The sequence below is a fragment of the Pectinatus frisingensis genome (assembly GCF_015732285.1).
Classification (GTDB): Bacteria; Bacillota; Negativicutes; order Selenomonadales; family Selenomonadaceae; genus Pectinatus; species Pectinatus frisingensis.
Window position 1 is genome coordinate 363,222 of record NZ_WIQU01000022.1, and the last position, 6,734, is coordinate 369,955.

Annotated in this window: 7 protein-coding genes; 4 read left to right on the plus strand and 3 right to left on the minus strand. The window is 37.7% G+C overall.

Annotated elements, in window-relative coordinates:
• Positions 1 to 82 precede the first annotated feature (82 nt).
• A complete protein-coding gene (locus I6751_RS04650) occupies positions 83 to 301 on the plus strand; it encodes a helix-turn-helix domain-containing protein (protein WP_196591878.1) in 219 nt (72 codons plus the stop codon).
• A gap of 384 nt (positions 302 to 685) precedes the next feature.
• Here I6751_RS04650 and I6751_RS04655 read toward each other — a convergent pair whose 3' ends face one another.
• From I6751_RS04655 to I6751_RS04665, 3 genes are all read right to left on the minus strand, one after another.
• Entirely contained in the window at positions 686 to 886 is a 201-nt protein-coding gene (locus tag I6751_RS04655; protein WP_196591879.1) for a hypothetical protein, read from the minus strand.
• Positions 887 to 1,053: 167 nt separating this feature from the next.
• Positions 1,054 to 2,106: a [FeFe] hydrogenase H-cluster radical SAM maturase HydE gene (hydE, locus tag I6751_RS04660; RefSeq protein ID WP_231037960.1), complete on the minus strand. Its 1,053-nt coding sequence runs from the start codon at positions 2,104 to 2,106 to the stop codon at positions 1,054 to 1,056.
• 136 nt (positions 2,107 to 2,242) lie between these two features.
• A complete protein-coding gene (locus I6751_RS04665) occupies positions 2,243 to 3,649 on the minus strand; it encodes a diguanylate cyclase (RefSeq protein ID WP_196591880.1) in 1,407 nt (468 codons plus the stop codon).
• A 464-nt stretch (positions 3,650 to 4,113) separates the two neighbouring features.
• On the opposite strand from I6751_RS04665, the gene I6751_RS04670 reads away from it, so the two are divergent.
• The 3 genes from I6751_RS04670 to I6751_RS04680 all read left to right on the plus strand — a co-directional run bounded on the left by I6751_RS04670 (position 4,114) and on the right by I6751_RS04680 (position 6,487).
• On the plus strand, positions 4,114 to 4,566 hold the full coding sequence (locus I6751_RS04670; protein ID WP_196591881.1) for a dCTP deaminase/dUTPase family protein: 453 nt from the start codon (positions 4,114 to 4,116) through the stop codon (positions 4,564 to 4,566).
• An 11-nt stretch (positions 4,567 to 4,577) separates the two neighbouring features.
• Positions 4,578 to 5,912, plus strand: coding sequence for a replication-associated recombination protein A (locus I6751_RS04675; RefSeq protein WP_414153199.1), 1,335 nt, complete (start codon positions 4,578 to 4,580; stop codon positions 5,910 to 5,912).
• A 134-nt stretch (positions 5,913 to 6,046) separates the two neighbouring features.
• The gene (locus I6751_RS04680; RefSeq protein WP_182188531.1) at positions 6,047 to 6,487 is read left to right on the plus strand and encodes an RrF2 family transcriptional regulator; all 441 of its coding nucleotides are present in this window, start codon (positions 6,047 to 6,049) and stop codon (positions 6,485 to 6,487) included.
• The last annotated feature ends 247 nt before the right edge of the window (positions 6,488 to 6,734 follow it).

The following is a 6,734-nucleotide window of genomic DNA, read 5'->3' on the forward strand; positions in this document are numbered from 1 at the left end:
TTTGATTTATATGCCCCATATTGAGCATATAAACATATGACCATTATAGGGCATACTTTAGTTAAAGTAAAGAGTACTGGGGGTGAATAAGCTGATTTCCTATGCACCACTGTGGAAAACAATGAAAAAAAAAGGGGCAACCACTTACACTTTGAGAAATAAAGGGAACTACGACAATATCAGCGGATCGACAATTTTAAGGCTGCAGAAAAATGAATCGGTATCTACTAATACGTTAAATGCTCTTTGTAAAATTCTCAATTGTAAGCTATCTGATATAGTTGAGTATATACCGGATTGAATTTATATAGTTATATTCCAAATATTTTATAATAATCATTGTTTTTATAAAAATACATAAATAATGCTAATGGAGTAACTTGGATATTTGTACCTGCCCCCAGGTAGATTTCACTTTTCATCAGCCGAGGCTGCCACATGAACAGCATTGACCTCAAGAATTGCCCGCGCTGCACGGTTATCGCCCTTTTAAGGGTGGACAAAAGAAGCAATATATTGAAATTTATGAATGAAAACGGTTGCGTGTGACAATCCCATAATAATTCATTATATAGAAACAGTTTTGATAATGAAAATTTAAAGACCGGACGGAAAATACTTTACACAGTATCTTTCCTGCCGGTCTTTGCCAATTATAAATCATTTAGCTTTGAAATACATGATATTAATTCCAGCAGCCACCGTCGCGATAACTGCCACTATCATAACCGTTGCCATAATATCCGCACCACTGTGACCCCTGGCTGTTATTAACAGAAGTTATATTTGGCGCAGCCTGCTGACTATCTGCTGCAAATGCAGTCAATGATGTGACAGTTATAGCTAAAGCTGCCGATGCGGCAATAAATAATTTTTTTCCTTTCATAAATAAAACCTCCTGATGATATTTCTGCGTCATGCCGGTTTATAATTAAAATACCGCCATGGCTGGAAAAGAAGTATTAAGTACTAACCTGTTTCCGTAATTCTCATATTAATAATAAAATATGGCAAAAGTGTGACATAAACATATTTAATTTATAAAATATATGATCATGTCAGCCGTGGCTGATGTTGGCGAAATCCTTTATCGGCGGCTACATAGCGCCCGATTGACTTTATTTTTCCACCGATGCAGCTGCGGCACTGTGCCGGAGTATCTGCAACACATATTTTACCGGGATAAAGGGCATATTTACGTCGGTAATCGCCTTCTGTGACATTAGGCATTACTACATTGGCACCCGACTGCAAAATAATGATACGAGCATCGGCCTTAAGAGTTTCCATCGCCGTAGTCGCAGGAATATTTGCTTCCGGCAATAACAGCCTGATAAGCGACACCATACGGCGGGTTAAAGTAAAATCACCTTTTGCAGCTTTTGCCAGCGGAGTATTCTGATTTGGGATCAAAGGACCGATACCGATCATATCGGCATCGAGCTGTTTGAAGAACAGTATATCCTGTGCCAATGACTCGATTGTCTGTCCTGGTAACCCCACGAGACAGCCTGTGCCAACCTCATAGCCGAGCTTTCTTAAATTAAAGAGACAACTTTTTCTATTATTGAAACTCATTGCCGGATCAAGTGCCTCATAAAGTTTTTTGCTGGTCGTTTCTATACGCAGCAGATAACGGTCAGCACCGGCTTTTTTTAATAGATCATATTCTTCATAAGAGCGTTCACCGATAGATAGTGTGACCGCCATATCCATTTCCTTTATTTGCTTTATTATTTCGGCGAGAATATTCGCTGAAAAGTACATATCTTCCCCCGACTGTAAAACAACTGTCTTGTATCCATATCTCCGGGCTTTTTCTGCCAGTTTGACGATCTCAGACGGTGTCAGGCGATATCGTTCAATATGCAGATTATCACGGCGCAGACCACAGTACATACAATTTTGCCGGCAGATATTGGAAAATTCGATAAGTCCGCGCAAGTGGATACTGTTGCCAACGTATTTTAAACGTACTTGATCGGCAGCGGCAGCCAGTGTATCATCAATAGTTGTATCGGACAACAGAGCCGTTAATTCATTTTGGTTAAGTTCATGCGTCATTTGGGCTTTTTTTAGATATTGAAGGATCATTTTATCGGACATTTTGTAACTCCAATTAAAAAAAATTTTTCTAAATTTAAACCTGATAAAATTATAACAGAAAAAGACAACTATTAAAAACAGGAATAAATTTAATAGTTGTCAATATATAAAACTTTATCTTGTTAAAGAACGTCTTTTAATTAAGAATATCCAAAATATCCTCTTCATTGCATTTGATCATATCGACAAATGGTCTTGCCAAAGCAGGATCGTATATTTTTCCAATATTTTGCTGCAGTTTTGCTATGGCTGCCTGATAATGCAAGTCATCATTATCATTATTTAAAAACATACCATGAAAGCTGTCTATCAGACGAAAAATTCTGCATTCAAGCGGGATTTCTTCTTTGAATAGTCCCAGTGGGTAGCCGCTGCCATTCCAATTTTCATGATGCTTTAACACTGCATTGGCCAATGTGGAATATTTTTTTGACATATTCAATATGCGAAATCCTATTTCGCAGTGCCGGTAAAATTCGATGGATTCAGGGTCAAAGGGCAGTGATGCTTTTGATAAAAGGTTTTTGATGCCAATGTCGTGAATAACCGACAGTTTATATAAACGAGTTGTCATATGAGGCGATAAGTTCAATTTAACGGAAAACATTTTTGTCAGATAATTGAGCAACTCAGTATTTTGATATCTTATTGGATAGTCATCTCTTAATCCCGCAACCAGTTTGCCGATGATTTTCTCCCGTACTTTGTTATCATTGCCAAATTTTTCGTGATACATATTGCTGTCGGCATCGTCAAAGACATTTTTTACACTTTTACCGTTGGAAAAATTCTGCCAGCCCAATGATATGCTTAAATAAATATCTTCCTCAATTTCATTGTGTTGTTCAATATTTTTTTTTATCTTTTCATATAGAATATCCATTTTTCTTTCCTGCGAAATAATGACAAATTCATCACCGCCAATTCGAAAAAATAATTCATTTTCTGTTAAGCACTGTTTTAATATATTAGCGGCTGTGCTGATTATTTTGTCTCCGGTGCGATGGCCCAATGAATCATTTATGAGCTTTAGACTGTCAATGTCGCAGATCATAAGCCCGCCGGAATCGAATTTTTCTGTATTGATAATCGTCATTACCTCGTCAAAATAATTCCGGCTGAAAGCGTTTGTTAAAGAATCGCGGATTTTAGAAAAATCAGGTTTTTTATTCTCTTTTGTTTTTCCTGTAATATCCCGGACGATAACCAGTACCTTATCATCACTGCATTTTACAAAACGTGCCTCAAAATGTTTAAGTTCATTTTTTGTGACAAAATGACAATTAAATATTTCTATGGAATCTTTGGCAATAACGGCACCGATCATCTGTAAGGTGCCTGCTGCAATATAGCTGGGAAGTATTTCTTTAATGTTTTTCCCTATAATATTTTCAAACATAGCCGTTGAACCAAAGGTCCTGGGATGATTACAAGCTATACAAGTACCCCCTGTATCTATCTGTAGAAGTAGGTCCGGCATAAGATCCAATAATATCAAGGCATTTGTTCCTTCATCATGCAAATCGATCAAACTTTTTTCCATAAAAATGCTACCTTTCAAAAATCAAGGAATGCTCAGGGAATACGTTATTATATAGAAACAGGGCGGACAAAAATAAAAACAGAGAGGGTGATATTCCCTGAACCGAAATAAAGATTTCATAAATAAAATCTTATATTAAATTTACAAAATTATACATATTCTGTAAAAATCTGAACTGAAAATTATCGGTTGTTTTTATTTTATAATAAAACACAGCGATAAGGAACAACAATTACAAATTATTTCATTAAATAATGATGATACTGGATAGTATTTTTCTCTTTTGTGGCAAACCTATAATTAAAAAATATGGATCTGATTGGTACAAATAAGTAAAAATGATTATATTTGATTGATTTTGCTTGCCAGGGCATTTGCTATTAACCGAAATATAAACTATAATGTATAGCAAATTAGTTATATATTAATTGTATGATTTGATATTGTCAAATTTAGGGGGAAAAATGAAAAATCGCGGTTTTGAAATAATCAGTTCATATGAAAACAGCGGCATAGTTCTGCCGGAACGAAAAACTGATAAAAGTGCGGGTTATGATATAGCCTGCGCTGATGACGTTACATTTGACGTCGGTGTGGTGACCATAGTACCCACCGGTCTCAAAGCTTACATGCTGGATGATGAATACCTGGGAATTCATATGCGTTCCGGTATGGCAATAAAACATGGTTTATCATTTATAAATAGTCAGGGAATTATTGATGCTGACTATTATAATAATGATGAAAACGAGGGACATATAATGCTGGCTGTATTTAATCATGGGAAAACAGCATTTACAGTGAAAAAAGGAACACGTCTGGCTCAGGGAATTTTTTATAAGTATCTTATGGCTGACGGAGATAATAGGAGCAAGGGATCTGTCCGTCAGGGCGGGATGGGCTCCACGGGAGCATAATTATGGAAAGTATGGATTTATTTACCAGTGCGGCCTTGAATGCAGAAAAAAATGCTGGAATTGACAATCAAAAACCTTTGGCAGTACGAATGCGGCCACAGGCATTTGATGAATTTGTTGGACAGGAGGATTCAGTTGGCAAAGGGCGTTTTCTGCGGGTAATGATCGAAAATGACCGTATACCGTCACTCATTTTATTTGGACCACCTGGTACCGGTAAAACAACATTAGCCCGAATGATTGCCGTGATGACAAAAAGTAATTTTAAACAGCTCAATGCGGTTGCAGCCGGTATCGCTGATATCAGAAAAGTTGTTGATGAAGCCCATGAACAAAGAAAATTTTATCAAAAACGGACTATTGTTTTTATTGATGAAATACACCGCTTTAATAAAAGCCAGCAGGATGTTTTATTACCATATGTGGAAGATGGACGAATAATTTTAATCGGGGCCACTACTGAGAATCCTTACTTTGAAGTAAATCATGCATTGCTGTCGCGCGTACGGGTAGTGCGTCTGCATAGCCTTTCCGATAAACAAATGATTATCGTACTGCAAAAGGCACTATGTGATAAAAAACGTGGTCTTGGTGAATATGGTATAGGCTGTGCCGAGCCTGAGCTGATTACCATTGCCCAGGCTGCTGCCGGGGATGCCCGTGTGGCACTTAATCTTCTGGAACAGGCTGCAATGCTGGCTCATGCCGCTCACAGCAATATAACTGCTGAAATTCTTTCAGATATTCTGGGAGAAAAGTTGCAGACCTATGATAAGAAAGGGGATAATCATTATGACACCGTTTCGGCTTTCATAAAAAGCATGCGCGGTAGTGATCCCGATGCTGCAATACATTATCTGGCCCGCATGATCGTTGCAGGCGAAGATGTGAATTTTATCGCTCGGCGTATTGCTATTTGCGCTGCTGAAGATGTAGGGAATGCTGATCCCATGGCATTGGTAGTGGCAATGGCTGCTGTGCAGGCGGTTCAATTTATCGGTTTACCGGAAGCTCGTATCCCACTGGCACAGGCTGTGACCTATATTGCTTCAGCACCGAAGAGTAACGCCGCCTATCTGTCCATTGACAGTGCCTTACAGGATGTTCGCACAAAGGATTGCGGCACCATACCGCTGCATCTCAAAGATGCCCATTATAAAGGTGCTGAAAAATTGGGACACGGCATAGATTACAAATATCCGCATGATTTCAATGATCACTTCATCAAGCAGCAATATCTGCCCACAAAAATTATGGGAAAAAAATATTATGATCCTACATCGAATGGTCACGAGAAAATAATTAAACAATATCTGGCAACACATCAAAATTTTTTGCCAAAATGACACCTTAACTGGTATAATGTTAAGTAGTAGTAAATATATAATATTAATAAAAATTATAAGAATAAACAGTTTGATGGTTTATTCTGCCAGAGCTGCTTGGGAACAGCTTACGAAAATAATTGGGGGAAAATATTATGAAATTATCAACGAGAGGTCGCTACGGCGTTACCGCTATGTATGAGCTTGCCCTGAACTACGGCAAAGGACCCTTATCACTGCGCACGATTGCCGCTAAGCAGGATATATCAGATAATTATTTGGAACAGCTTATCTGTGCGTTACGAAATGCCGGACTGGTAAAAAGCACCCGCGGTGCCCAGGGAGGGTATGTCTTGACAAAGGATCCTGCTGAAATCACTATTGGAGATATTATTACAATAATGGAAGGACCTATCGCATTAGTTGACTGTCTGCTCAATGAAGCTGATTCCAGCAGCCAGATTTGCAAAAAGGCTGAAAAATGCGTTACCCGCAGCGTGTGGGAAAGAGTCTGCCAAAGTATAAGTGAAGTTCTTAATTCGATAACTCTGGCAGATTTATGTAAAAATAACTGCCAAAAATCAGACTGTCGATGATTTGTACTTGAATGAGTGAAATATTTATCATAAAATAAGCAAATAACTAAGAGGCTGTGCTTTAAGAAAAGTTTCTGCCGTATGTTGGAAATTTCAGGAAATAAACAATATACAGCAGGAACTTTGCTCAGGGCAACAGCCTTTTTTCATTATGATGCAGATATCTGTGACATTAGATTCTAATTTTTATTGACAAATTTGTAAAATAGTATTACCATAATAAGCGAAAACTATTATTTATTAAATT

Excerpts from the sequence above, each read along its gene's own strand:
- I6751_RS04670 (WP_196591881.1), top strand. The coding sequence starts at position 4,114 with ATGAAAAATCGCGGTTTTGAAATAATCAGTTCATATGAAAACAGCGGC.
- I6751_RS04655 (WP_196591879.1), bottom strand. The coding sequence starts at position 886 with ATGAAAGGAAAAAAATTATTTATTGCCGCATCGGCAGCTTTAGCTATA.
- hydE (WP_231037960.1), bottom strand. The coding sequence starts at position 2,106 with ATGTCCGATAAAATGATCCTTCAATATCTAAAAAAAGCCCAAATGACG.
- I6751_RS04680 (WP_182188531.1), top strand. The coding sequence starts at position 6,047 with ATGAAATTATCAACGAGAGGTCGCTACGGCGTTACCGCTATGTATGAG.
- I6751_RS04675 (WP_414153199.1), top strand. The coding sequence starts at position 4,578 with ATGGATTTATTTACCAGTGCGGCCTTGAATGCAGAAAAAAATGCTGGA.
- I6751_RS04665 (WP_196591880.1), bottom strand. The coding sequence starts at position 3,649 with ATGGAAAAAAGTTTGATCGATTTGCATGATGAAGGAACAAATGCCTTG.